Source organism: Facklamia sp. P13069 (assembly GCF_050409405.1).
Taxonomy (GTDB): domain Bacteria; phylum Bacillota; class Bacilli; order Lactobacillales; family Aerococcaceae; genus Facklamia.
This window is the reverse complement of sequence record NZ_JBNUPN010000012.1, coordinates 32,217-57,917: the sequence shown is the minus strand read 5'-3', so window position 1 is coordinate 57,917 and position 25,701 is coordinate 32,217. Positions and strand designations below refer to the sequence as shown.

The 25,701-nt window shown below is 35.1% G+C and carries 28 protein-coding genes and 2 pseudogenes; 20 read left to right on the top strand and 10 right to left on the bottom strand.

What is annotated here, in order from left to right; genetic code table 11:
• Positions 1–353: 353 nt before the first annotated feature.
• Positions 354–488: a hypothetical protein gene (locus ACQV2T_RS05070; protein WP_428893315.1), complete on the bottom strand. Its 135-nt coding sequence runs from the start codon at positions 486–488 to the stop codon at positions 354–356.
• Positions 489–722: 234 nt separating this feature from the next.
• Here ACQV2T_RS05070 and ACQV2T_RS05065 point away from each other — a divergent pair.
• The 4 genes and pseudogenes from ACQV2T_RS05065 to ACQV2T_RS05050 form a co-directional block, all read left to right on the top strand.
• Positions 723–992, top strand: a pseudogene (locus ACQV2T_RS05065) (ATP-binding protein); the annotation flags it as partial.
• A 12-nt stretch (positions 993–1,004) separates the two neighbouring features.
• Complete coding sequence (locus ACQV2T_RS05060; protein ID WP_428893314.1) at positions 1,005–1,694, top strand: hypothetical protein; 690 nt, start codon at positions 1,005–1,007, stop codon at positions 1,692–1,694.
• Positions 1,660–2,775, top strand: a complete 1,116-nt coding sequence (locus ACQV2T_RS05055) for a hypothetical protein (RefSeq protein WP_428893313.1) — start codon at positions 1,660–1,662, stop codon at positions 2,773–2,775. The genes ACQV2T_RS05060 and ACQV2T_RS05055 overlap by 35 nt, the downstream gene beginning before the upstream one ends.
• Positions 2,762–3,787: pseudogene (locus tag ACQV2T_RS05050) on the top strand (lysozyme family protein). Before ACQV2T_RS05055 ends, ACQV2T_RS05050 begins: the two are co-directional and overlap by 14 nt.
• 156 nt (positions 3,788–3,943) lie before the next feature.
• Here the strand turns inward: ACQV2T_RS05050 and ACQV2T_RS05045 are convergent.
• Genes ACQV2T_RS05045 through ACQV2T_RS05030 form a run of 4 tightly spaced genes read right to left on the bottom strand, consistent with a single transcriptional unit; the run spans position 3,944 to position 7,051 of the window.
• Positions 3,944–4,561 (bottom strand): hypothetical protein, encoded by a 618-nt coding sequence (locus tag ACQV2T_RS05045; RefSeq protein WP_428885124.1) that lies wholly within the window; start codon positions 4,559–4,561, stop codon positions 3,944–3,946.
• 7 nt (positions 4,562–4,568) lie between these two features.
• Positions 4,569–5,951, bottom strand: a complete 1,383-nt coding sequence (locus tag ACQV2T_RS05040) for a HAMP domain-containing sensor histidine kinase (RefSeq protein ID WP_428893312.1) — start codon at positions 5,949–5,951, stop codon at positions 4,569–4,571.
• Positions 5,941–6,627, bottom strand: coding sequence for a response regulator transcription factor (locus ACQV2T_RS05035; protein WP_168427168.1), 687 nt, complete (start codon positions 6,625–6,627; stop codon positions 5,941–5,943). Before ACQV2T_RS05035 ends, ACQV2T_RS05040 begins: the two co-directional genes overlap by 11 nt.
• A gap of 22 nt (positions 6,628–6,649) precedes the next feature.
• The gene (locus ACQV2T_RS05030; RefSeq protein WP_428893311.1) at positions 6,650–7,051 is read right to left on the bottom strand and encodes a lanthionine synthetase LanC family protein; all 402 of its coding nucleotides are present in this window, start codon (positions 7,049–7,051) and stop codon (positions 6,650–6,652) included.
• A gap of 180 nt (positions 7,052–7,231) precedes the next feature.
• On the opposite strand from ACQV2T_RS05030, the gene ACQV2T_RS05025 reads away from it, so the two are divergent.
• From ACQV2T_RS05025 to ACQV2T_RS05005, 5 genes are all read left to right on the top strand, one after another.
• Positions 7,232–7,933, top strand: a complete 702-nt coding sequence (locus ACQV2T_RS05025; protein WP_428885164.1) for an ATP-binding cassette domain-containing protein — start codon at positions 7,232–7,234, stop codon at positions 7,931–7,933.
• A complete protein-coding gene (locus ACQV2T_RS05020; RefSeq protein ID WP_090289783.1) occupies positions 7,930–8,676 on the top strand; it encodes a lantibiotic immunity ABC transporter MutE/EpiE family permease subunit in 747 nt (248 codons plus the stop codon). Before ACQV2T_RS05025 ends, ACQV2T_RS05020 begins: the two co-directional genes overlap by 4 nt.
• An 879-nt stretch (positions 8,677–9,555) precedes the next feature.
• A complete protein-coding gene (locus ACQV2T_RS05015; protein WP_428885128.1) occupies positions 9,556–10,017 on the top strand; it encodes a hypothetical protein in 462 nt (153 codons plus the stop codon).
• Between the two features lie 14 nt (positions 10,018–10,031).
• A complete protein-coding gene (locus tag ACQV2T_RS05010) occupies positions 10,032–10,433 on the top strand; it encodes a hypothetical protein (protein WP_428893310.1) in 402 nt (133 codons plus the stop codon).
• A 127-nt stretch (positions 10,434–10,560) separates the two neighbouring features.
• Positions 10,561–11,625 carry a site-specific integrase gene (locus tag ACQV2T_RS05005; protein ID WP_428893318.1) on the top strand — a complete coding sequence of 355 codons (1,065 nt, stop codon included), beginning with the start codon at positions 10,561–10,563 and terminating at the stop codon, positions 11,623–11,625.
• A 97-nt stretch (positions 11,626–11,722) separates the two neighbouring features.
• Here the strand turns inward: ACQV2T_RS05005 and sufB are convergent, their stop codons facing one another.
• The 5 genes from sufB to sufC are packed head-to-tail and all read right to left on the bottom strand — an operon-like array spanning position 11,723 to position 16,792.
• Positions 11,723–13,117 carry a Fe-S cluster assembly protein SufB gene (sufB, locus tag ACQV2T_RS05000; RefSeq protein WP_428876587.1) on the bottom strand — a complete coding sequence of 465 codons (1,395 nt, stop codon included), beginning with the start codon at positions 13,115–13,117 and terminating at the stop codon, positions 11,723–11,725.
• On the bottom strand, positions 13,117–13,626 hold the full coding sequence (gene sufU / locus ACQV2T_RS04995; RefSeq protein ID WP_428891774.1) for a Fe-S cluster assembly sulfur transfer protein SufU: 510 nt from the start codon (positions 13,624–13,626) through the stop codon (positions 13,117–13,119). The genes sufB and sufU overlap by 1 nt, the downstream gene beginning before the upstream one ends.
• Positions 13,616–14,863 carry an aminotransferase class V-fold PLP-dependent enzyme gene (locus tag ACQV2T_RS04990; protein WP_428892370.1) on the bottom strand — a complete coding sequence of 416 codons (1,248 nt, stop codon included), beginning with the start codon at positions 14,861–14,863 and terminating at the stop codon, positions 13,616–13,618. The genes sufU and ACQV2T_RS04990 overlap by 11 nt, the downstream gene beginning before the upstream one ends.
• A complete protein-coding gene (locus tag ACQV2T_RS04985; protein WP_428893309.1) occupies positions 14,847–16,016 on the bottom strand; it encodes a SufB/SufD family protein in 1,170 nt (389 codons plus the stop codon). Before ACQV2T_RS04985 ends, ACQV2T_RS04990 begins: the two co-directional genes overlap by 17 nt.
• Positions 16,017–16,024: 8 nt before the next feature.
• Entirely contained in the window at positions 16,025–16,792 is a 768-nt protein-coding gene (gene sufC, locus ACQV2T_RS04980; protein WP_428873109.1) for a Fe-S cluster assembly ATPase SufC, read from the bottom strand.
• Positions 16,793–16,956: 164 nt separating this feature from the next.
• Between sufC and dnaX the strand changes: the two genes are divergently transcribed.
• The 11 genes from dnaX to ACQV2T_RS04925 all read left to right on the top strand — a co-directional run bounded on the left by dnaX (position 16,957) and on the right by ACQV2T_RS04925 (position 25,695).
• Positions 16,957–18,990: a DNA polymerase III subunit gamma/tau gene (gene dnaX / locus ACQV2T_RS04975; RefSeq protein WP_428893308.1), complete on the top strand. Its 2,034-nt coding sequence runs from the start codon at positions 16,957–16,959 to the stop codon at positions 18,988–18,990.
• A 316-nt stretch (positions 18,991–19,306) separates the two neighbouring features.
• Positions 19,307–19,612, top strand: coding sequence for a YbaB/EbfC family nucleoid-associated protein (locus ACQV2T_RS04970; RefSeq protein ID WP_428893317.1), 306 nt, complete (start codon positions 19,307–19,309; stop codon positions 19,610–19,612).
• Positions 19,613–19,639: 27 nt separating this feature from the next.
• Positions 19,640–20,236 carry a recombination mediator RecR gene (gene recR, locus ACQV2T_RS04965; protein ID WP_428873111.1) on the top strand — a complete coding sequence of 199 codons (597 nt, stop codon included), beginning with the start codon at positions 19,640–19,642 and terminating at the stop codon, positions 20,234–20,236.
• A 14-nt stretch (positions 20,237–20,250) separates the two neighbouring features.
• Positions 20,251–20,886, top strand: a complete 636-nt coding sequence (gene tmk, locus ACQV2T_RS04960) for a dTMP kinase (protein WP_428873112.1) — start codon at positions 20,251–20,253, stop codon at positions 20,884–20,886.
• Between the two features lie 21 nt (positions 20,887–20,907).
• The gene (locus tag ACQV2T_RS04955) at positions 20,908–21,237 is read left to right on the top strand and encodes a cyclic-di-AMP receptor (protein ID WP_428873113.1); all 330 of its coding nucleotides are present in this window, start codon (positions 20,908–20,910) and stop codon (positions 21,235–21,237) included.
• A gap of 27 nt (positions 21,238–21,264) precedes the next feature.
• Positions 21,265–22,245, top strand: coding sequence for a DNA polymerase III subunit delta' (locus ACQV2T_RS04950; protein WP_428873114.1), 981 nt, complete (start codon positions 21,265–21,267; stop codon positions 22,243–22,245).
• A 19-nt stretch (positions 22,246–22,264) separates the two neighbouring features.
• Positions 22,265–22,636 carry an initiation control protein YabA gene (locus ACQV2T_RS04945; protein ID WP_428893307.1) on the top strand — a complete coding sequence of 124 codons (372 nt, stop codon included), beginning with the start codon at positions 22,265–22,267 and terminating at the stop codon, positions 22,634–22,636.
• Positions 22,637–23,425, top strand: a complete 789-nt coding sequence (locus ACQV2T_RS04940) for a tRNA1(Val) (adenine(37)-N6)-methyltransferase (protein ID WP_428873116.1) — start codon at positions 22,637–22,639, stop codon at positions 23,423–23,425. It begins immediately after the preceding gene.
• On the top strand, positions 23,412–23,786 hold the full coding sequence (locus ACQV2T_RS04935; RefSeq protein ID WP_428873117.1) for a GIY-YIG nuclease family protein: 375 nt from the start codon (positions 23,412–23,414) through the stop codon (positions 23,784–23,786). Before ACQV2T_RS04940 ends, ACQV2T_RS04935 begins: the two co-directional genes overlap by 14 nt.
• Positions 23,783–24,670 (top strand): 16S rRNA (cytidine(1402)-2'-O)-methyltransferase, encoded by an 888-nt coding sequence (gene rsmI, locus ACQV2T_RS04930; protein WP_428893306.1) that lies wholly within the window; start codon positions 23,783–23,785, stop codon positions 24,668–24,670. Before ACQV2T_RS04935 ends, rsmI begins: the two co-directional genes overlap by 4 nt.
• A 161-nt stretch (positions 24,671–24,831) precedes the next feature.
• Positions 24,832–25,695, top strand: a complete 864-nt coding sequence (locus ACQV2T_RS04925; RefSeq protein ID WP_428892367.1) for a YdcF family protein — start codon at positions 24,832–24,834, stop codon at positions 25,693–25,695.
• Positions 25,696–25,701: the final 6 nt, after the last annotated feature.

Below are 25,701 nucleotides of genomic sequence, written 5' to 3'. Positions count from 1 at the left end.
TAGTTTTATCCCGCAAATTTTTAAAATTTCAGGACATTTTCATTTACGGTTGACACACTTATTTTAAAATATCAAAATTAACTGTTTAAACTTGCTATCTTTTGGAGGTCACAGTACAACTGAACCTCTAATTTTTGAGGGTAGATTTTCTGACACTCTTTTTCTAACTAAATAGAGTCATTATTCTCCATATTTAATGAAGTGTTTAAGATATTTATATATAGAAAAAAAAGAATACGGTATCACTATTACAAGTACGGGAATGATTAAAAACCCAGTTTGAATACCAAAAAAATCTAAAATATAAATAATTATTAAAAAGCTACCTACGAGTAAAGTAATAGACGAAGCTCCTACTGCACCTTTTTTTGAATTTCAATCGGTTTGTCTTTAAAATTATTCCCAGCAACTATTCCGTACCATTTTCCTCTTCTAAGTTGAATACCAATGATTATTAATAAAAGACCAATAATAATTAACAAGAACACCACTAGCACTTCCTTTTATCTTTAAAGTAGCAATGTGTAAAATTTTTAAAATTCAATGTTCATAAACTTTCAAGTATATGAATAGAAGTTTTGTCACTCTGAATATACAAATAATTAACTCAAGATGGCAAAATAATTTTGTCAAGTAATATATAAAGCTGATTAGTGTTTATCATCAAGAAATTTTAGAAGATATAACTCTTATTTTAAGAGAGAAATATTTGTTTTAATCGCGAAGAAGATGATACAGGAAACTTTGGACGAATTTTTGCTTACGATGATAAAGATGAACGAGAAGATATTCTTCATCATTTAGGATTAGAAATCACTAATGAGAATATTGAGTGGTTAAAAAATCTACCAAAATATCATTGCCTTTATTTAGATTTACGAGGACGTGTTGGTAAAATGCTTGTCTACTGTCCTTATGAAGAAATCCATCAAATGCTGCAAACGGTCAAAAAAAATACAAGTGCAGATGTGGAAACAACCTTTAGCGCTTAGAAAGGAGCTGCTATGTTACTAAAAGATTTATTTGATATTGACAGTTTCCAATCTTTTTTTGAAAAAGGCGGCTGGTTTAGCATCAATGAAAATTTAAAAAGTGTGCTAAATGCGTTGCTCAATATTGCCTTTGGCTTAATCAAATACCTTGTTCTGGCATTAGATTATGTGATAGACAAACTCTTTAGTTTAAATTTATTAGAAGGAGTATTACCAGATTTATTCTCTACTACCGGTGCTATTTACAACAAATTATTCAGTGTTGTAGGGATTCTCCTTTTTACATTTGTGATTGTCATTTCAGTGAAGGATTTTTTTGAAAAAGGAATCAGCAAGGCATTAATCCGTTTTGGTATTTTCACCTTAATCTACGTTGGCAGTATGACCTTCTTTGCCGATGGTGCCAACAAAGTTCAAGAAGTGAATACCCTTTCTCAAAATGTGCAAGGACAGTTAGTTGATTTAACAAGTGGTAGTCTAACAAAAAACACTGGCAATATCTCAGAAAAGTTACTTGGATCAAATCAACAACTAGACGGAACAAGTAATATCCGAAATCTCATTTTTGATGAATTTGTTATTAAACCGTATGCTTTACTCAACTTTGGAAAAACAGACGTATCAAAAGAGCAATTTGAATCCTATCTCGTTAAAAGTGGCGAAACATTTGATCAAAAAAAAGACAGACGAAATTGCAGATAAAATAAAAAAAGACTCCGAAAAAAGTTCTTATCTCACCTCAGATCGTATGACCGAAAAAGTTGCTGTTTTATTAAATACATTTATTATGCTAATCGTGATTGGAACGGCTGTACTAATTATCGGAGTTGCAAACATTTTAATCCAGCTATTAATTTACGGCATCCTCTTTCTCTTTCCTTCAATACTATTTTTAGCTTTGATTCCAAATATGCACCAGCTGTTAAAAAATGGCTTCATGTTATTAGGAACACTGTTTGCTTCAAAGATAGGGATTGGATTCGGTTTTGGTCTCTTGTTCTCTATTTTAAATTTGTTAGATACTTTTTTTGTTGTCACAAACATTGTCACTATGATTGTGGGACTGTTTGTCAAAGTTTTGTTGGGGCTATTTATCTGGAAGAATAAAGGACAGATTGTTCGTTCATTGACGAAAGGTAAAGCAGAGTTAAAAGACTTTTCTTTCAACCCAAAACAAGCTATTCAAGAAAGGCAACAACAACGAGCACAAAAAGAAGATCAGCAAAATCGCTATGCTGAACAAGACTATAAAACACAAACCGCAGAAAATGATTATCTTCGATCAGGTATAGAGCTAGATCACGCTTATCGTCAAAATGAACTACAGGATAATTTATTAGTGCAAGCTGGGGAGGAAGAAACTTCTCTTTATCAAGCGACAATGCCTTTTGATAAACAACCAATGGAGTCCAAAGAAGAACCACTTCCTACCGATACTTTTGATGCAAACGACTCAGAAGAATCATTTAACTATCCTGTTGAGAAAACTCCTGGTTCTGTTTCAAATACAGAGCCATTACTCGCTGAAACCGCATTACCTACAGAAGAGGTTGATGATCATTTGCTTAGCCCAGATGCTTTAACAGATGAAACAGAAATACCTGTTGAATCAGTCATTGAAACAAGCAATGTAAAGGACGACTCATCAGAAACAGAGCCACACCTCCCTTCTCCAGATTCAGAACAAGAAGCTCAGCAACTAGAAAAAGAAATCAGTCATCTAAGGAAAGAAACCTATACTACGCCAGAATTTAGTGAGGAACAAGCCTATGAAAATGCGTAAGTTATTTCCCTTGCTTTTTTTGGGCTTCTTTTTCGTTTTTTTATGCTCATCGCTGGCAGTAGTTCTTCTACTACACACACAGCCTCCGAAGAAGGACAAAACCTGCCAGAAGTAGTGCTTCGTTAGAAAGATAAAGTCACAAAAGAAGTTACTAAAAATGAAATTCCAGAAGCGGTTCCTTACTTATTAGGAATCATTATGGCAGAATCAGGTGGAAATTCAGAAAAATATCCCGATATAATGCAATGTTCCGAAAGCCAAGGAAAACAACCAAATTCAATTCAAGATCCAAACGAATCTATTGAGGTTGGCGTAAAATATTTTGCAGATATGTGGAAAGGACATCGTGATTACGATGTTTTAAATATTGTACAAGCCTATAATTTTGGCGGTGGCTTTCTAAGTCATTCAGGTAAGAGCTACTCTCTGGATAATGCAATTCAATTCTCAAAAACTCAAGCAGGTGGAAAAACAATCACTTACACTAATCCTATAGCTGTCAGCTTAGGCTATGATTATCGTTATGCGTACGGCAATATGTTTTATGCTCAAATTGTTAAGCAATACATCACGTCTACTTCCAACAACAATAGTCAAGGGAATGCAGCAATTGTAAAGGCAGCACTTAAAGAATTGGATGAAGGAACACATGAGGGTGGAACGAAATATTGGCAATGGTATGGCTTTGATGGACGTGTAGAATGGTGCGCTATTTTTGTTTCTTATAATGCGGAAAAAGTTGGGGTTAAAATGGAACGTTTCGCCTATTGCCCAACAGGTATTGAAAACTTTAAAGCTAAAAATCAATGGCTAGAAGGAGGGAATCTTCCTAAAAGTGGTAATATCATCTTTTTTGATTGGGATGGTGATTCTATCAGTGACCATGTTGGGATTGTTGAGAAAGTAGAAAATGAAGTTGTTTACACACTTGAAGGAAATTCTGGTGATATGATTGCAAAACAAAATTATAAAAAAAAACAGCCCTTATATTATGGGGTATGGGACACCTTGACTTTATTCACATAGTTTTTCAAAAGTTTTCAATTTAACATAAATTATTCATGTTCAATAAAAATAGCGCAAAATCATATAAAACCCAAATACCTCATGAGAAAATTTGGGTTTTACTTTTTATTCATTTTAGAATTTATGCATCTATCTATGATTTTCAGCCTTCGAAAACTTCTAATAAAATTGGATCTACATCATTATTTTGAATATCAGTTACAACTTTCAACATAATATCTTTATCTAATTTGCAAGACACAGTCATTCTGTTTTGATTATAGATACCATCTACAATTTCTTGATTTGTTTTTACTTCATCATTTCTTGCTTCTGAAGTAATTTGATTATAATCACCTAATACAAATGCGATTGAATCCCACACCCAGCGATCCCGATCTATCGATTTTTCACCAGAATCAATGACAGAAGTATGATTTTGTATAATTAATGCTAACCATCCGGGAAGATAATTAGCAACAGTGTTAGGAAATACATGTCCGATTATTTCTACACTCATTGATTTATCTGAAATAGAAATATTAGAATCATAGTTTAATGTGTATCGATCTTTTGAAGCGCATACCATTTGTCTCGTATTGTTATTGTAGTCTAAAGCCAGATATGATTTTAATAAATCATCGTTTTTAATGTGAACTACCTTTGGTGTTACCCAATAATCTATTGTTTCAGGAATTGATGATGCCGAAACCTCAGAAAATGGCATTAAAAGGAGTAATACTATCACAAACGCTAACAATGTGCTAATTAATTTTTTCACTATTTATTCACCTTCCTTCATTTTTTAGTGTGATAATCACGGTTGCTTGTTGATTTTCATTTTTTATGGAGATTAAACCATTCATTTTTTTTATCATCAAATCTGACATATATAAACCTAGCCCAAAATGCTCTTTTTCCCTTTGACATTTATCGGAATAAAATGGAATGAACTCCCCCTTTAAATACTCATCTGAAAATAGAGAATCTGTATTACTAATAGAAATTGTAGTTTCTGAAAGAGTTTGGATAACCGAACATTCAATTTCTCCACCTATGTCTACATGTTCAACTGCATTTGATAAAACATTTTGAATAATCCTTGTAATCATTAGTTGATCACAATATATGGTTATCAAATTGTCTTTGTAATTTTCTCGGATTTTAATTTCATTCATTTTACATAACGAAGAGAACTCTAATATAGTCGAATGTAAAATATCAATTATGTTAAGTTCTTCATATTTCAAAGTATAGCTATCAGTGTTTAAACGAGTTATTTTGAGCAACTCAGTTAATAATTTATCGATTCTAGAAACTTCAGAAGCAATCACAGAACATCTTTCCTGCACAGCGGAATCTTCTGATAACATCTCTAATAATTCAGTTTCAGCATTGATTATAGTTAATGGTGTTCTTACATCATGTGCAATAGAAGAAAATAATTGTTTCTGTACAATTGATTTTTTTCGAGATTCATCTAATAAATTGTTTAATTCAATCCTCATTTTATTGACCTGTCTAGATAATTCACCAAATTCTTTGTCATTAAAATCGGGTAGTGGCGTTGATAAATCCCCCTCTTCAATCTCTTTTAAATGAGTTTCTACTATTTTAAATTTTGACCGAATCGCTCGATATAGTTTAGTAGTAAAAATGCTAAGAAAAATAATAAATAGCATAAATGGACTAGCTACTATAAAATATTGAAATACAACATTTATATAATCTACTACCTGATTGCCTGTTGAAAAGGCAGGATAAATCATTAATATTTTGACAGTAGGATAATGATCAAATACTTTAAAAGAATACATTTCATTATTTTCCACAAATGAGTGAGTACCATTAGACGTTTCGTTCAACTTAATACCATTATTTGGAAAATCATCACTTTTGATTTGTTTCTTCCCATCAATAGTTATCAAATATTGAAATTTAGAATCTTTATTGGGAATATCCCTGTTTTCGCCTAATAAAAGATTGGGGATTTCTTTCTCTACAGATTTTAAAAAAGACTCCGAATAAACTTTTTCATAATAATTTCTAGGGAATACAGATAACCAAATTAACCAAAATATAAGTATTACAAAAAACAAAGCAACTGTAGATGTAACTACTTTTATGACCAATAAGTTGAATGAACGCTTAAGTGAATAGTTATTTTTCATATTTAGGCTCCCAAATATAACCCAATCCATATTTGGTCTGTATGTATGAAAAATTAGAATCATGTTCAGCTAATTTAGATCTAATTTTTTTGATGTGTTCAGTAACTGTACTTAAACTACTTTCGCTATCATATCCCCAAATTGTTTCGAAAATTTGATCTTTACTTATAACACTTCCGATATTACTAATTAATTTCTCTATAACTAAATATTCTTTCTTAGGGAATACAACAATAGTATCATTTACAACAATCTGCTTTTTTTCTTTATTCAAAACTACGTTTTGAGTACGGATCATTTTTCGGGGAAGATTGTTTCTGTTTTCTCTTCTTAGATGGCTATCTATCTTTACTTTTAACTGCTTTAAGCTAAATGGTTTAGTAATGTAATCATCTCCACCACTTTCTAAACCGCTAATAATATCTTCTTCTAATCCTAAAGCGCTAATAAAAATAATTGGGTATGAAATAGTATCCCGGATACGTTTACAGATATTAATACCATTAATATTGGGCAGCATAACATCCAATAGCATTAAATCAAAATATGAAATATCTATCTCATCTAATTCCTGAAATGAATGAACAACAGTCACTTTATAGTTATTCATTTCTAAATATTGTTTTACCAAATCTGTGATTTGAATATCATCATCAACATAAATAATCTCAATCATAAAAATCTCCACCATTGTTTGTCTAATCAAGTAAAAATACTGCATCCCAATTGGTCTCTTTATTCCCTATCATAGACAAAATAGGAAGCAATACACCAGTTACACCATCAAGTATACCAATAGTATTAATCATTTTCATCTCTTGTTGATTTTGATCGTTTGTATTGTGCTCCCAATTAGGAAATCCAAATGGAAGTTTTTCATCGTAAAAAGATATAGTTTCATTCATCAATCGCTTAGACTCAAGATTGAACACCTCAATTTTGGTATTTTCATAAAATTTCTTATAAATATATGAGACACCAATATAACCATGGCAAAACGTTGGTGATATAAGCCCAATTTCAGAATCAATAGCTGCTTCCATAGTTTCACAAGCTATATTCAAAAGTTTCTTATTTTTTAAAGCTTGTGAAGCTTTCAATATACTTAGGCACTTTGATCACTCATTAACATTTTTTTATATCAGTAACCGATTACAATTTGAAGTATAAACATAGAATGTAAAGTTTTTATAAACTATCTCTTTTTTTATTTGTTTATAAAAAAGTTATTATTTGTTGTTAAACTAAAATCACTCAATTAGGAGAGGAGCATGGAACATATGGGTTTACTATTAAAAACAGAGAGTTTAACAAAAGAATTTAGCAGACAAGTCGTTGTTAATTCACTCTCTATAAGTGTAAAAAAAAATTCGATTTATGGTTTAGTTGGGCCAAATGGAGCTGGAAAATCAACAACTTTAAAAATGCTAACAGGTAGTTTAAAACCTACAAGTGGGGAAATAATAATTACTGAAGAAGCAAATAATATTCCTACAATTGGATCATTGATTGAAGATCCTGCATTGTATAAGAACCTAACAGCTGAAGAAAATCTTTTAGTTTTAGTAAAACTTTTTGGGTTGAAAAAAGAGCGAATTAAAGAAGTTTTACATCTTGTTGATTTAGAAAATACTGGGAAAAAAATCGTTGCTAAATTTTCTCTAGGAATGAAGCAACGACTAGGCATTGCAGCCGCATTAATAAGACAACCTGAATTACTCATTTTGGATGAACCCACGAACGGTTTAGATCCCATTGGCATTAAGCAACTTCGAGATTTAATTAAGTCCTTTCCTAAGCTTGGAATTACAGTTATAGTGTCCAGTCATAATCTAAATGAAATTCAGCATATGACTAACTACGTTGGAATTATGAATGCTGGTAGTTTGAAATATGAAGGGACGATACCTGACAATACTAATTTAGAAGATTTCTTTCTGGACAGAATAGACTCTGAAGGAGATGTGGTGAAAACAAAATGAAAAACTATATAGCCGCTGAATATATCAAGGGAAAACGTTCTTTCAGTCATTTTTTCTTTATGTGGTTCCCACTGATGGTTGTACTAATCTGTATTCCATTTTCTCAATTTATGTATTTCGATATAAATTTTTTTGTACCCCTCATTTATAACTGGTGGCCAACACTTTTTTTACCCATAGGATTGGCAGTTTTGGGTTATCAATCAATACAAAGAGAAAAGGAAACTCACACTCAGAATTATTATTATTTGTTAAACCAAAATATGTTCTGGAAAACAAAATTAATTACCTTAGCAACTTACTCATTGACAGCTAACATTTTGATAGCTCTTTTGACCATAATTTTAGAGTTCATCATGTATGATTCATCAAATATTATCATTACGAATGTATTATTAGCATCACTAGTTCTCTGGATCACTACATTATTTATTATTCCACTCTCAATTTTATTGGCACAACTAACAACACCAATTTTATCAATTATTGTAAATCTTTTTGGTATTGTAACAGGCATTTTCACCGCGGTAGGAAACCATTGGTATATAAGTCCTTGGGGATGGTCACTACGTTTGATCACTCCAATAATTAAAACAAATCCAAATGGCACGTTACTACAAGAAAATGATCCGTTAAACTCTACTTCAATAGTCTACCCTGGGCTTGGACTTGCTCTTTTGATTTTCATTATTCTTTATATAAGTGTTCCACTAATCTTATCTCGAACTAGGGAGAGTGAATAATAATGACTTTTTCTTTTAGTGCCGAATGGCTTAAAACAAAAAATTCACCTTTTAGAACAACTTTGTATAGCTTTCCAATCTTGTTTAATCTATTAATTTTTGGATACATCTTTTTTACACACCAAAGAGTATCCGAAAGTAGCTTTTATTCTAATTACTTTTCTATTCTCAATTTCTTATTACCTTTTACTGTAAGTTTCATAGTAGCATTGATGAATAACTGTGAGCGAGAAGCTGGAAACTTCAAAAACATCTTTGGATTAAATCATCACTATTACTTTTTATTATCTCAAAAGTTTATCTTTTCGTATTTAGTGATTAGTTTTGTATTTCTATTTAATTCGTTCCTCACAATTATGTTACTTAAGTTTACATTCAATGTATCTTCTATTGTTTTCTACTCTCATTTTTTTTACGGTTTTGCCTTAACATGGATATCTTTTATAACTTCATATATAATATACTTTTTCCTTAGCATCATTTGTAGTCTTATTACGACTCTTTTTATAGGATTGATCTCCTCGTTATTAACAGCTATAGTAGGTCTAACAGCCTTAGGCAATGGAATTTGGATACTCTTTCCTTTTACATGGGGAATCCGCTTTATTACAATAAGCATTAACAATAAATCCCTAGTTGATTTTTTTTATGAACACACTAATTTCAGCTATGTTCTTTTGGTCTCCCCAATAATTTGCTTTCTTGTATTCATAATTATTTGTGTATCTTTATTCAGAAAATAGTCTGTTGATATAAATAACTATCGTCATCTAATTTTAATTTAATGAAACAGCCAAAAGACTATCAAAATATAATTGATAGTTTTTTTGTTGTTATTAGATAGCTTTAAAACCTTTTATTAATAAAGAGGTGATTATTTTGAATTTATTAGAAGAAAAAAGAGCGTTGATGAAGCTTATAGTTGAACTGATCCATGAAAGAAAAGCAATTACCAGTCTTTATGGGGCAATCGAAAAACGATTAAACCAAATAGAAGAAATTGAAAATACTATTTCTGAAGGACCACCGTACACTAAGACGACTATTATTCCAAAGAAAGAAATTGATTACGCAAAATTTAATGATCAAAAAATAAAGCCTTCTTCTATCCCCTATGACATTATTTCTAAGGATATTTGCGATGTCCTGAAAACTTCTGGTATACCAATGAATGCCTCACAAATTTATTCTGTAGTCACTAAAAATCTACATTTCAATTTAGGTTATAAAAACCTAGTAAATAACATTTTACCAAAAATGGTAGACGATAATAACTTGCCTGTTGAAAAAGTTCATAGAGGTTTTTGGCAGTATAGACATACGGAAAAATCACATAGATAAAGGAGGTAGTTTACATGGCCAGTACTCCAAGCGATAACAAACTAAAAAAATACATTCATATAGGTATACACTATCATGCAAACAACTATTATAGAAAAAAGAGGAACTACTCCACTCGACTACTCCTTACCGATTTTCAAGATATCATGCTCGATTCTTCTTACACAGATAACTATTTTATTATTACCAATATGCCATTACTTGACTTGAAAAACCTTGAAACGTATTTTGAAAATGAAATGCTTATGAAAGCAATCAAACAACTTAATATTAAAGAAAAGAGATTTCTGCTAGAAAAATATGTTATAAAAAAAAGTGATACTGAACTTGCACAAGAAAAGGAAATATCACAGCAGGCAATTTCTATTTACAAGAAAAGGTTATTAGAAAAGTTAAAGGGGTTAATGAAAAGATAATCTCCGATTCGTTCATATACGAGCTCCTCCCTCCCATAGAAAATTAATAAATTACCTATGGGAGGAATAGAATATGGAAACTCTTACTTCTTTAGCAATTAAAGCTCAAAAAGGTGATCGTGAAGCAATGGTGCATTTATACCAACAGTTTCAACCACTTGATTTTGATAAAAATACGCTCAAAATGAATGGTAACATTACTTTTAAAGAGCTTTACGAAGAATTTATTGAACAATACCGCTTGAAAGTGAAACCTTCTACTATCATGATAACAAGAAGAGTGATTGAAGATCATGCATTGGAATATTTTGGTGATAAAGTGCTGAAAGATATTTCCGTACGATTTTGTACTCAAGTCAATCGGCGTTGGATTAGAGATGGATATAAACAAGCCTATTATTTTCGGCGAGCTGTTGCTCAGATTTTGCAATATGACGTACAGCAGGAACTTATCCATGAAAACCCAATGCGAAAAACCGAACCAATCAAACGTCAAGAAATTGATGAAAATTCAGTGGCTACAGAAACAATGACTGTTTATACACCAAAAGAATTAGCTATTTTCCTAGAATCCTGTAAAAAACATGGCAACATGAAAATAGAGACTTACTTTCGTGTTCTATCTTATACAGGCGCCAGAAAGTTAGAAATACTTGCATTGGAATGGAATGACATTAATTTTGATAGTAAAAAATTGACGATCAGTAAAACCTTAGCTGAGGTTGAAAGCAGTCCTAATACTAAAGTGACTAAAGTAGCTAGCCAAAGTGCTAAAACAACTGCTGGAAAAAGAACAATCTCGATTGATACAGAGACAATGACAATGTTGAAGAAATGGCAAATCAGACAAAAATTCGAGTTTAATATTTTAGGCTTCAAAACAACCGATAAACATCAACTTGTCTTCGCAAACAGAGAAAATAAATTTTGTCGTCCTGGTCAAGCCAATGATTGGTACGATGTAATTGCAACTAAATACAATTTAAAACGAATTACTCTTCATGAATTTAGAAAGACACATGTCTCTCTTTGCGCAATGGCCGATATGAGCTTAGAGGATATTATGTATCGTGTCGGTCATAAAGATTCTAAAATGACTCGTCAGGTCTATAACTACTTCTATCCTGAACGTGAAGAACGAAGTGCAGATCGATTCGCACAATTCATTGAAAAAGAGAAATATTTGTTTTAAACGCCGTTGTAGTTAGTTTTGTAGTTAGTTTGCTTTTTCTAAAAAAAGAAACGTTAGAAACATTGATAAATCAACATTTCTAACGTTAAAATTGAGATTACCCAACACTGCCTTCCATTTCGTAAGCGATCAAGCGGTTCAACTCGACGGCGTATTCCAATGGCAATTCCTTGGCAAAAGGTTCGACAAAGCCCATGATGATCATTTCAGTCGCTTTTTCTTCGCTAATGCCACGACTCATTAAGTAAAAGAGCTGTTCTTCAGAAATACGTGATACCTTGGCTTCGTGCTCAAGTGAAACATTCGAGTTATGTACTTCATTGAAAGGGATGGTATCTGATTTTGATTTTTCATCCATGATAATGGTGTCACACTCTACGTGGGATTTAGCCCCATCTGCTTCAGGGCCAAAGTACAACTGCCCCATATAATCGACATTTCCCCCATCTTTAGCAATCGATTTGGAAACAATGGTTGAGGAAGTGTTTGGAGCATTGTGATAGATTTTAGCTCCAGAATGTTGATGTTGTCCCTCGCCGGCAAAGGCAATGGATAAGACAGTTCCTCTAGCTCCCTCGCCATTTAAGCGACAGGAAGGGTACTTCATCGTTTTATAAGAGCCTAAGTTACCATCTACCCATTCCAAGGTACCACCTTCAGCAACTGTTCCACGCTGTGTTACTAGGTTGTAGACATTATTGGACCAGTTTTGAATGGTTGTGTAGCGACATGTTGCATTTTTCTTAACAACGATTTCCACCACCCCAGTATGCATGGAAGTGGCGGAATAAGTTGGAGCAGTACAGCCTTCCACATAATGCACGCTCGCCCCTTCATCCACAATAATTAAGGTGCGTTCAAATTGTGCCACACTCGAATTGTTTAAACGGAAATAGGCTTGAAGTGGCATATCAACTTTAACCCCTTTAGGAATATAGATAAAAGATCCACCACTCCAACAAGCTGAGTTTAAGGCTGTTTGAAAGTTTTCATTGGGATGAATGACTGAGGCAAAATGTTCTCTAAAAAGTTCGGGATGGTCTTTTAAAGCAGAGTCGGTATCGGTAAAGATTATGCCTAATTTATCCACTTCGTCTTTCATTCGCGAATATACGGTTTCTGATTCATACTGAACACTGGTTCCAGCTAAGAAAGCCCGTTCGGCTTCTGGCACACCTAGACGTTCAAAAGTTTCTTTAATTTTGTCTGGCACCTCATCCCACGTACGAACAGGTTGGTCGGTTGCTTTTAGATAGTAGATATAATCGTCGAAATTTAAATCAGATAAATCAACGCCCCAGGTAGAGACTTTTTTATTGCGGAAAGTTTCATAAGCTTTTAACCGGAAGTCAAGCATCCACTCGGGTTCATCTTTTTCTTTTGAAATCGTACGGATGACTTGCTCATTAAGTCCTTTTCCAGTCGAAAAGAGGATTTTAGCATCGTCTTTAAAACCGTATTCGTATTCACCTAATACAGGAACTTCTGACATTATTCATCTTCCTTTCTTTCAATGCCATCTTGATGGAGCAATTGTTCATTGCGGTTTTGATCGAGTCCGTACTCGACGGCTCGCCAAGAAAGAATGGCACATTTATAACGGGCTGGAAAATTTTTGACGCCAGCCAAAATAGCTGCATCTTTTAATTGTTTGCGTAATTCAGCTTCATCTTTTTTTTCTTCATCGTTACCGATTGTTCCACCTACTAATTGATTGAAGTCATGCACTAATTGGATGGCTTCATCAACCGTTTTACCAATCATTAAATCCGTCATCATACTGGCTGAGGAAATAGAAATGGTGCAACCTTCACCATTAAAAGCAATTTGTTCAATCTGATTATCTTTAACAATCATATCCACAGTAATGGCATCACCACAAGTTGGGTTGAGTAATTGCATTTGATGGGTAGGTTTTTCTAAATGCCCTCGATGATGAGGGTTTGAAGAATGGTCAAGTACAATCGTACGATAGAGTTGGTCTAATCGACTAAGTGCCATAAGTGAAAAACTCCTTTATTTCTTTGGTAGCTTCTATAAAACGGTCGACTTCTTCAAGAGTATTATAAACCATCAGGCTGGCTCTTAAAGTGGCTGGAGTTTCAAGCAGACGCATCAAGGGTTGAGCACAGTGGTGTCCTGCTCGGACTGCGATCCCTAATTGATCATAACCTGTTGCAGCATCATGCGGATGGACTCCCTGAATATTAAAAGAAAGAATACCATGACTTTTAGCCGATTCAGGAGTATAAAGAACGACGTCCTCTAACTCTTTCATTCCTTGATACAGTCTATCGCCTAATAATTTCTCTTGGGCTTGAATTTGATCAAAGCCAATAGCTTCAATCCACTGAATTGCTTGAGTCAACCCAACCACTTGAGCGATTGCCTGGGTGCCGGCTTCAAACTTCCATGGAGCTTGTTTGTAGTTGGATTGAGTATCTTCTACTAGGTGAATCATCTCACCACCGAAGCTAACCGGTAAGCAGCTTTCATGATGTTCTTTAGCTAAATAGGTGATCCCCAATCCCATCGGACCATACATTTTATGGCTTGAGAATGCATAGGCATCAACTTCCCATTCCTTCAAATGTAAACGAATATGTGGACTGGCTTGAGCGCCATCAACAATCAAAAGGGCACCTTGTTGGTGGGCCCATTGACTGAGAGCTTGAATGGGTTGCTGTACACCTAACACATTTGAAAAGTGTTGAATAACAATTGCTTTGACTGGCTGATCTTTATACTTACGTGATAAAGCTTCTACATCCACTTGATAATCAGCAGTTAGGTCCATAAATTTGAGCTTAGCTTCGGTGCGTTTACATACCTCTTGCCAAGGCACTAGGTTGGAATGGTGCTCTAAGCGCGTTGTGAGTATGATATCTCTATCTTGAAGGCGTGGTTCGATGAGTCCACGAGCAATTTTGTTGATGCTATCGGTTGTCCCTGAGCTAAATGAGATGCAGGCACTGGCTTCTGCCCCGACAAAAGCCGCAATTTTTTCACGACCTTTTTCAAAGGCTTGGGTAGCGCGCTCACTTAGGGTATGTACGCCACGGTGAACATTGGCATTATCCTGTTGATAATAGGCAACAATCGCCTCGACCACTGATTGAGGGGTCTGGGAAGTCGCCGCATTATCAAAGTAAATAAGTGGCTCATCATTAACGATTTGATCGAGTATAGGAAATTCTTGACGAACTTTTAAAAGATTTTGTCTAGTCAAGGCTATCACCTGAATTTATGCTTTCTAATTTTTGGTCTAAAGCATCAATCATCATTTGTCTTCTCTCAGGATCTTTAATTTGATTTAAAGTTTGCATTAAGAAGCCACGGATGACTAGATATTCTGCTTTAGTGCGATTTACTCCACGAGTCATTAAATACCATAATTGACTGTCATCCACCTTGGATACGGAGGCAGCGTGTCCTGCAGTCACTTCAAATTCATCAATTAAAAGAATGGGGTTAGCATCACCACGGGCTTGATCAGAGAGCATGAGTAAACGGTTTTCTTGTTGAGCATCCGCGTTTTTAGCATTTTTGAAAATTTTGCCAATACCATTCATTGTCAGGACTGCTTGGTCTAAGACAACACCTCTTTGGTTAATGTGTCCAATGGAATGGTTGCCATAATTACTGATTTTGGTGTCTAAAATTTGTTTAAAGTTTTGATTAGAAATAGCCACTTCGGATAAATGAGCGTGTGAACCTTTACCTTTTAAAATAGAAGCTAAATCGACAATCGTTGCTCCATCATTAAATGAACCAATTGACCATTGAATATGAGCGTCGTTCTTAGCCAAAGCATGGCGACGAATATAGCTAGCTTGGTCGGTTTTCGTTTGATCAATAGCCATATAATGCAAGTTTGCTCCATCTTCGAGGATGATTTCTACTGTGTAGCTTTGACTATGGTTAGCCACTTGATTTTGTTTTAGTTTTTCAAAAAAAGTAAACTGACTGTTTTTGCCAACGGCAAGTAGTAGATATTGATGGGCTCCATCATCGAAATTTTGTTCCCATTCAAAGGTTTCATTGCCTTGATAGTTATCAGGAACATAAATCAAGGTGCCGTGATTTAAATGAGCTAATTGGAAAGCAGAAACTTTATCTTGATTAGCAGGAACTGCTTGGAATAAATACTTTTTTAAAAGTTCTTCGTGATCAGTTTGAGCGCTTTGCCAATCAGCAATGATAAGGTCCGGATGAGTAGCTAATTTTCTTTCAGCTGCTGAAGGCCTACTTTGAGCTTCGACAAATAAAGGCCAGGTTTCGATCTTTGCTCGTTCGATGGTGGGAAGTCTTGTATTCTCGAATACTTGTTGACTTTGGTCAAAGATATCCTTAAGCCAGTTGACAGTTGGTGCGAATAATTGTTGAGTCATCTTTTCACCTACTCTTCATTTAATTCAATGCCGTTTTCGAGAGCTATCTCTTTATACCCTTTAGCTTCTAATTCTAGGGCTAACTCAGATCCACCTGATTTCACGATGCGTCCATCCATCATAATATGAACAAAATCTGGCTCAACATAGTTCAAAAGGCGTTGATAGTGGGTAATAATTAAAGCGCCAAAATCTTCACCACGTAAAGAGTTGATGCCTTTGGATACAACTTGTAAAGCGTCAATATCTAAGCCAGAATCAATCTCGTCTAAGAGAGCAAAACGAGGTTCGATCATTAACATTTGAAGGATTTCATTGCGTTTTTTTTCGCCCCCTGAGAATCCTTCATTCACATAACGTTCAACCATTTCATCAGACATATCTAAAAGCGCCATTTTTGCATCTAATTTGTCTAAGAATTCAAAAATAGGCATCTGATCATCTTCTTTACGGCGTGAGTTGATGGCTTCACGCATAAGAGTGGCATTAGTAACACCTGAAATCTCACTTGGGTATTGAACGGCCATAAACAGACCGGCTCTAGCACGCTCATCGACTTCCATTTCTAAGAGGTCAACACCATCAAGTAGAACTTGGCCTTGTGTAACTGTATAGTCAGGGTGCCCCATGATAGCTTGTGAAAGAGTAGACTTACCTGTTCCGTTTGGTCCCATAATAGCATGCACTTCATTAGTGTTAATTGTTAAATTAACACCTTTTAATATTTTTTTATCTTCAATTTCTACGTGTAGATTTTTGATTTCTAGTGTGGACATAAACTCGCTCCTTCTAATCATTTTCACAAGCTATATTCTACCATAAATTGTGAAGATTAAAATCTTGAATTTTAGAGTATCTATTTAGGCAGATTTTAAAAGCATTCGCCAATCAGTGACAAATTCGATATAATAAGTTTACTAAATGGAGGAGGCTATAAATAATGAGTTATCAGGCATTATACCGTGTTTGGCGACCGCAATCTTTTGATGAATTAGTCGGGCAAGAAATGATCGCCCAAACTTTGAGGAATGCGATTGCTAAACAACAATTAAGCCACGCCTATCTCTTTTCAGGTCCAAGAGGAACGGGTAAAACTTCTGTTGCTAAGATACTTGCAAAAGCGGTCAATTGTCCTAATTCAACGGATGGAAATCCTTGTAATGAATGTTCTATTTGTCAAGGGATTACTTCAGGAGAGATTAGTGATGTGATTGAGATTGATGCGGCATCGAATAACGGAGTTGATGAAATTCGTGACCTGAGAGACCGTGTTCGCTATGCTCCTACACGTGCCAAGAATAAAGTATATATTATTGATGAGGTTCATATGTTAACAACTGGTGCCTTTAATGCACTCTTAAAAACATTAGAAGAGCCTCCTGCCAATGTAATTTTTATACTTGCGACGACGGAGCCTCATAAAATACCGGCCACTATTTTATCAAGAACTCAGCGCTTTGACTTTCAACGGATTAAAGACCTTGATTTGATTAGAAGGATGCAATATATTTTGGACCATGACCAACAAGACTATGATCTTGAAGCGTTGAAAGTTATTGCTCGAGCAGCTAACGGTGGAATGCGGGATGCTCTAAGTCTACTAGACCAAGCGCTTTCTTATGGGCAAGATCACCTAGAACTTGAAACGGCTTTGTTAGTATCCGGTTCTTTTGCTCAAATCGTTTATGTTCAATATATTCAAGCGCTTGCTCAATCACGAGTAGAAGAAGCCTTGCAGATCTTGGAAGAACAATTACAAGAGGGAAAACAGGCTGGGCGATTTATTGAAGAACTGATTTTATTTGCTAGAGATGTCCTTTTAAGTTTATTTTCAATTAAGAACCATACACTGCTAACTGACCAAGAATTACAGCCATTGAAAGAAAATGTTGAGCCAGCATTCTTTTATCAGTTAATTGACTTTTTGAATCAAGCGCAAAATAAGATGCGTTTTTCTACACAACCAGAAGTTTATTTAGAAGTTATGACGGTTCAATTAGCACAATTAGGGCAGGACCTACTTCTAAGAGAAGAAGTAGAGCCTCAAATGTCTGGACAGATAGAAAGTCAGATTAGACTGTTACAAGAGGAACTAGAAAAACAAAAAAAATTACTTGCTGAACTTATAAATAATCAAAAAAGTACTACTCAAGGAGTTAATAATCAAACGGAATTAACTCCGCGTAAAAAGCCTGATTTTGCTCAAAAAGATTATGTGGTCGACTTACATGCGATTTATAATGTTTTGAATCAAGCAACTAAAGAAGATATTAACCATTTAAAAAAAGAGTGGTCAGCTATTTTAGCTGAACTAGCTCCTAACCAAAGAGTTCGCTTGAATAATACTAGACCGTTAGCGGCAGGGCCAGACTGCGCTTTGATTTCCTTCGAAGACCAAAATTTATGCGCGATTGTTCAACATGATAGTCATTTAATGGATCAGGTGAATAATATAGCGAGTCAGCGTTTAGGTAAGGCGATTCACTTCACTTATTTGTGGCAGGCTGATTGGTCTGGTATTCGAAGGGATTACAAAATCTTGTTTGAACAAAATGGTAGAAAGCCGATAGAACTAGCTAAAAAGTTATCAAAAGTTCAAGAAAGTATAACTCCGTCAGAAGGAACTATTGATTCGCTACAAAATGATCAGACAGATTCGCAGGACAATCCCCCAGGTCACATTAATCAGGATAATTTATCAGAAATTGATCAAACTGAAAAAAATAGGCCTCAAAATGAAGAGTTAGAATCAATTGAAGCTCAATTACCTGAGCCGGCAGAAGATGTAGCAGCTTTATTCCAACGGAGTCAAATTCACCATATTGAAGAGGGAGAAAGTTCAAGTATTCAACCGGCGGATGGGCAAACGGGATTTTTTGATATAGAGGATACTCAGGAGCAAGAGAATCCAGCGGTCCAAAAAGCCATCGAACTCTTTGGTGAAGAAAATATCACTATTTACAATGATCGTTAAGAAAACTAGTTGGTGATGAATTTAATTAATTCTTTAAGTATCACTTTTACTGCTGAAATAATGTGAATTACAATTGATCGTTAGTCAATAGAGAATCCAAGTGTTTAAGCGCTTGGATTCTTTTGGTTTATTAATACTTTACGAATGGTATGAGGTGGAGTATGAGTTGAGGTGAATTTGAATTATTTAATTTGATTATAAAAGACTTCTTTTGTAGTCGAAAGAAGTTATTGCCGTATGCTATAATTGAAGCGTAGTCGAAATAAAAGACAAATTTTACAATAATATTGAAACAATGGAAGGAAGATGCAAAATGATGCCAAATATGAACAATATGATGAAGCAAGTTCAGAAGATGCAAAAAGAGATGGAGAAAACACAAAAAGAACTAGAAGCTAAAGAATTTATGGTGGAGGATGCACAACAATTAGTTAAAGTGGTTATGACTGGTAAAAAAGAAATCAAAGAATTAACCATTAAACCAGAACTAGTTGATCCAGAAGATATCGAAATGTTGCAGGACGTAGTTTTAGCAACCATTAACCAAGCGATTCAAGAAGTTGAACAAACAACACAAGATCAAATGGGCCAATTCACCAAAGGGCTAAACTTGCCTTTCTAGTAGTAAGAAAAGAAAGGGGGGGTTGGAATGGATTATCCATCACCCATTGCCAAATTAATAAATAGCTTCACTAAATTACCAGGTATCGGAAGTAAAACAGCCGCTCGTCTAGCTTTTTATGTTTTAGAAATGTCTGAAGCAGATGTTTCTTACTTTGCTCAGGCCTTGATAAACGCTAAGCGTGATCTTAAATATTGTTCGGTTTGTGGGAACATTACTGATACAGACCCATGTATGATTTGTAGTGATTCGTCAAGAGATCGATCGATTATTTTAGTTGTTGAAGATAGTCGTGATGTGATGTCGATGGAAAAAATGCAAGAATTTCACGGATGCTATCACGTCCTGCAAGGTGTACTCTCGCCTATGGAAGGCACAGGACCTGAGGATTTAAATATTGCCTCACTAATAAAGAGACTTCAAGATGAAGAAGTTAAAGAAGTTATTGTGGCAACTAATGCCACTGCTGAAGGTGAAGCGACAGCCATTTATTTATCAAGGTTGATTAAGCCGGCCGGCATAAAAGTAACGCGTCTCGCTCATGGATTATCAGTGGGATCCGATATCGAATACGCAGATGAAATGACCCTCTTTCGTGCCATTGAAGGCCGAAGAGAGTTATAATAAAGGAGTATCAAATGCCAAAAGGGAAGTTTATTGCGTTTGAAGGACCAGATGGATCAGGGAAAACCTCGATTATCAAAGTTTTAGGTCCAATGCTTGAAAAAGAAGGTGTAGAAGCAGTATTTACTAGAGAGCCAGGGGGCAGCCCGATAGCTGAGCAAATTCGCGAACTCATTTTAGATATTAATAATACAGCTATGGACTATCGAACAGAGGCCTTACTATATGCAGCAAGTCGTCGGCAACACTTGAGTGAAACAATTTTACCCAATGTTCAAGCGGGGAAAATGGTGATTAGTGACCGTTTTGTGCTGTCTTCATTAGTCTATCAGGGCGTTGCAAGAGCAATCGGTTTAGAGGCCGTTTGGCAGATTAACCAGTTCGCCATTGAAGACCACTTACCAGACCTTACCATTTTAATAGATGTTCCTGCTGACATAGGTTTGGAGAGGATCGAGAAAGCTCGTGGTAGTAGACAGTATGATCGCCTCGATCGGGAGGCACTTGCCTTTCATCAACGAGTCAGACAAACCTATCTCGACTTGATACCTCAATGGGAAAATATTGTGGTAATTGATGGTAATCAAAGTGTAGAACAAGTTAGCTTGGAGTGCTTCGAAACTCTAAAAAAACGTGGTATGATTAAGTAATAATACATCAGGAGGGATAATATGAAATTACTAGTAGCGATCGTGCAAGATCAAGACCAACAAGTTTTGGGGAAGGCTTTATTAGAAAATGATATCCGTGCGACAAAATTATCTTCAACTGGAGGTTTTCTTCGTTCAGGTAATACAACATTCTTATTAGGAGTAGAAGATGAGCGAATTGAGGAAGTGCTTGAAGTTATTAAAGCTTCATGTCAGTCTCGTGAGCAATATATTTCAACACCTATCCATCTAGATATGAATTTGGAAGTTTCAAATACTTACCCATTAAAAGTTGAAGTTGGTGGAGCGACTGTTTTTGTTCTACCTATTGAAAGTTTCTTCCATTTCTAAGAGACAAGCATTTGAAAGAGGGAGTCTATGCGGTTAGAAGCTGCCAAAAAGCATTTTAATCTATTGATACAACATAAGCGACTCGCTCACGCTTATTTATTTACTGGCGAATTAAACCCAGCAAAAAAAGAATTAGTGGATACAATTACTCAAGCCCTTGTTTGTAAGCATTTTGATGCAGAAGGAAGGGCTTGTTTAAATTGCATGGACTGTCAGAGAATTACTAGGGGTCAGTTTGCAGATTATATGACTATTGAACCCGATGGGCGTAGCATCAAAGTGGATCAGATCCGAGGGCTAAAAGAATGGTTAGGAACGAGTCCGATTGAGGCTGATTTTAAAATTGCTACGATTGAGCAGGCAGATTTAATGGGCCCAGCAGCAGCCAATGCTCTTTTACTTTTTTTGGAAGAACCAAGTCCTAATGTTTATATCTTTTTATTTAGTCGTCAGGCTGAACAATTACTACCGACTATTCAATCGAGAGTTCAGGAAGTGATCTTGGAAGATGATAAAGAACACTCTCAAATTGATCAGATGGTGCAAGCAGGTATTCGTGATCAGCATGCAAGAGTAATGTTAAAGCTATCAGCCAATCGCTTGGAGAATTTAATGGATGACTATGAGGCGGAGTCTTTCGAAGCTTGGCTAAAAGCCATAGAATATTTTTATCAGTTATTGATACAAGAAAACCCTTATGCTTTTGTCGCTATTCAGCAACATTTAAAACCCTATCTTAATTATAATCAAGGCCAAGATGGTCTCGATTATTTAAATTGGTTGAATGCCCAATTGTTATTGAGTCACTATCCATCTAAAGAAAACCACTTAGGAAGTTTACAAAAGAGGGTAAATAGAATTAAAGAGAGAATCGATCATCAAATGAGTCAAACAAGCTATCATAGAATGAATGAGCTCTTAATGGATAGTAAAAAACTCCTTTTGTTTAATGTCACACCACAGTTGGCCTATGAGCGCTTAGCGATTAAAATGTGTGAATGGAAGTAATATGAAGAGAGGTGTTAGCATGTCTGAAATAAAAATTGAAGAACTTCTTATGCAAGTTAACCAAGAGCTGAATCAATTGTTCGAAACGGTTAACACCTTGTCGGAAGAAGTGACACGGTTAACTAATGAAAACAATCGGTTAAGGATGCAGCAGTACCAAGCAGTTGAGCAAATAGAAATTAAGCCATTAAAAGATGAGGAAAATCAAAAAAATCAAGTTATTGATAAATCAGAGCAAACGCTTGAGCATCGTCAAAGTGGGCAAGCTCGTCTTCAAGCCTTCTATAATGAAGGTATTCATATTTGTCATCATTATTTTGGTAGTAAGCGTGAAACCAATGAAGAATGTATCTTTTGTCAAGACATTATTGACTCTTTAGGAGAGCAATAGATGACAAAAGAACTGTTTATGCCAAAACTGACTGATGAACAAATACGATTGGTGAAAGATGAAGAACGACTTGATTTTCTGATTCGAGAAAACCGTTATGTAATACAAAATCCAAATTACTTTCCTTTTTCTGTGGATGCCGTTTTGCTGGCGAATTTTATCACATTTAATCAGCGGTCCTCTTCCTCAAGGATAATGGATTTTTGTACAGGCGGTGGCATCATTCCTCTACTCTTATCGCATCGGACAGATGCTAAAATTCAAGCTATTGAGTTGCAAGCAGATATTGCGGATATGGCAAAACGATCGGTTCGATTAAACGGTTTAGAAGAACAAATTGAAATCATCCAGGGGGATTTAAGGCAATTAAAAGCAAATAATCAGCGATTAGATGTTATCAGCTGTAATCCTCCTTATTTTTCGCTCAATGAGGCAGCTAAATTACATTCTAATCCTTATCATGCTATTGCTCGTCATGAAATTCACTTAACTTTAGATGAATGGGTGAGCAAAGCGAGCCAATTACTTAAGCAAAAAGGCAGGCTATTTATTGTTTATCGCCCAAATAGATTAGACGATCTAATGATGAGTTTATTAAATCATCACTTTGCTATCAAACGCCTTTGCTTTGTCCATCCAAAACAAGCTGAGAATGCCAATAGTGTCTTGGTAGAGGCCATTGCCAGGGGAGGAAGACAAGGCGTTCGAGTTGAACCTGCAATTATCGTACATCAAGAAGATGGATCCTATACCCCTATGATGCAGGAGATCTACTATGGAAATCATTAATGATGAAGGGTTCTACTTTTATGTTTTATACTGTCATGACAAAACACTTTATGGAGGATTTACAACCAATCTTAGGCAAAGGTTAGAAGCTCATAATAAGGGCAAAGGAGCGAAGTATACTCGCGTTAAAAAGCGGCAGCCTTTAAAACTAATCTATGTTGAAAAGTGGCCGAATAAGTCTTTAGCGATGTCTGCGGAGTACCATTTCAAACAGTTAAATCGTCCCAAAAAAGAATATTACTTGGCTAAAAACGGTATGGCTAATTTTGATAAGGGTGTTTATATTATTAAAGATTACAGTCAGCATTTGATTTGTCATTTACAAAGAGATTTAAGCTTAAAGGAAGTGAGTGCATTTTGAATATTCAAAAGAGTTATCAAACAGAAAGCTCTTGTCTCTACTTGGTTCCTACTCCAATAGGTAATTTAGAAGATATGACTTTTCGAGCGGTTAGAATTCTTCAAGAAGTCGATCTAATCTTGGCTGAAGATACGCGAAAAACAGGAATTTTGTTGAAGCATTATGATATTAAAACAAGAATGTTTTCTTTCCACGACCACTCGAATCAATCGGAAGTAGATAAGTGGACGGCCTATATTGGAGAGGGACATACGGTTGCCCTAGTCTCAGATGCTGGTATGCCACTAATCAACGATCCTGGCCATCCTCTAGTACAATCCCTACTGGCTAATTCATTAGCCGTAATAAGCCTTCCAGGAGCGAGTGCCGCCATTACTTCTTTGGTTGCTTCAGGATTACCTGCAAACACCTTTACTTATTATGGCTTTTTTCCAAGAAGTAAAAATGAGCAAGTTGAGTTACTAACAGATATCGGAAGGCGAAAAGAAACGGCTATTTTTTACGAGTCGCCCTATCGATTAAAGCAATCTATTCAGCAAATTAATCAGCTGTTAGGAACGGATACAAAAGTGGTTGTAGCTCGTGAAATCAGTAAAAAGTTTGAGGAATATCTTAGAGGCACAAGCCAAGAACTAATCAATCATTTTGAGGAGCATTCTTTAAAAGGTGAATGTGTCCTTTTGTTGCAGTCTATGGGTCAATTAGATCAAAGGCAAACGCTACTCAATCCAGACTTAAGCTATAAAGACCAGGTTCAATCTTTAATGGATAAAGAGAAACTTTCAGCCAAAGCAGCCATTAAACAGGTTGCCCAAGCACAAAATGTCAAAAAACAAGAAATTTATGCGGCTTATCATGAATTGGATTTCGACAGAAAGGACTGAGCGGTTTGTTGTATTTTCTGTCTTTCATTTTATTTGTCTCATCCGTTTTGGTCTACGTTTTTAAATGGCGCAAAGTCTCATTAATTGCTTTGCTTTATTTTTCACTCCTGATAGTTTTTTTTGCGATACTTAATGAATCACGATGGTATCTATTATCACTTATGCGCTATTTATTGTATTTTTCAAGTTCAGGAATTGCTATCATTATTCCCTTTTTTCTTTTGTTGTTAGCCTATTTAATGTTAAGTCGAATAGAAGATGACCGTTCGCTATCAGGCATGCGTATTTTTTTTAATTTGACGATCTCTTTTACTTTTGTTGGGATTGTTATTTTTACAGCATGGGTTGTTATACAAAGAAACTATTATATGAGTCGGTTCTTAGCTATTTATACCTTAGTGGCTATGTACTTAATTATTAATTTTTTTCTTTTTATTGTTCTCAACCTTCTCTTGTTACTATTTAAGTTTAAAATGCGATCTAATGATATTTTATTAGTTCTTGGCGCCCAATTAACAGCGAACGGTGAGATGGACAAGACTTTAATTTATCGATTAAAAAGGGCATTAAAAATTTTTAAACAAAGTAGAGCAAAAGGTCAAAAGCTGCATTTAATTGTCAGTGGGGGAAATAGTCACGAAAATATTGCTTCAGAAGCTGAAAAAATGGCGAAATTTTTAATTGCTAATGGTATTGACCATCACTTCATTACTATTGAAGATCAGGCTCGAACGACTAGAGAAAATCTCATTAATATTCAAGAGCTTTTAAATGATTGTTTTCCTGAACGTGGGAAGACGCTCATTGTAACAAGTTACTTTCACCTTTTAAGGACTTATCTTTATGCTTGGCGCTTCGGTTTTGATTTAAGAGTCGTCGGGGTAAGAACCCAATTTGGTCATGGTTTTTTTGCTATTTTAAGAGAATACCTTGCTTTTTTTGTATTAACTAAAGAATTAAATTATTTTTTTATGATTGGATTATTAATTTATGGTATTCGTCAAGTGCTTATGATTTTCCAGTAGGAGGTA